The organism is Sulfitobacter sp. HI0129, from assembly GCF_001635395.1.
Classification (GTDB): Bacteria; Pseudomonadota; Alphaproteobacteria; order Rhodobacterales; family Rhodobacteraceae; genus Sulfitobacter.
This window is the reverse complement of sequence record NZ_LWGH01000185.1, coordinates 1-633: the sequence shown is the minus strand read 5'-3', so window position 1 is coordinate 633 and position 633 is coordinate 1. Positions and strand designations below refer to the sequence as shown.

Sequence of the window (633 nt, the reverse complement as noted above, 5' to 3'; positions counted from 1 at the left end):
GAGCGGCTGGCCGCGGTCGGCGCCGCCGTCCGCGTGGAAGACTGGGAGGCCGCTGAAGCAAGCTGGACCGCGTTCAAGTCCGAAGCCGACGCAATCGAAGAGAGGGCATTCTGATGCCGGTCCATCTGACCCGTAGAACGATACTGACCTTGGTCGGCGCGGGCGCGGTGTCGCTGGCGACACCTCTCGCCGCGCAAGACGTAACCCTGCGGCTTGCCTTCATCCCGCAAGAGAACCCCGACAAGCTTCTGGGGGACATCGAGGCCATCACCGGATGGCTGGCAGAGGAGATCGGCGTCCCCGTCGAGGGGTTCGTCACCATCGACCATGCAGCGGCGGTCGAGGCGCTGCGCAACGGCGACGCGGATATCTCCTTCATGGGCGCCCTGCCCTTCGTTCTGGCCGAGGCCGAGATCGGTGCCGTGCCGCTCCTGTCCGAGGTCTACCGCGACGCGCCGAGTTATACGGGCCGCATCTTCGTGCGGCGCGACAGCGGCATCGGCGCGCTCGCAGACCTGCGCGGGCGCGACATCGCTTTTGCCGATCCGATTTCGGAATCGGGCTATCTCTACCCGCTCGCCGAATTCGTAGAAGCCGGGCTGATCGAAGACCCCGGACAGGCGGAAGCATTCT

General features: G+C 66.4%; 1 protein-coding gene. It reads left to right on the top strand.

Going from position 1 to position 633, the window contains the following annotated elements:
• Positions 1-113: 113 nt before the first annotated feature.
• A partial coding sequence (locus A3764_RS01920; protein WP_150122052.1) for a PhnD/SsuA/transferrin family substrate-binding protein occupies positions 114-633 on the top strand: 520 nt, incomplete at its 3' end.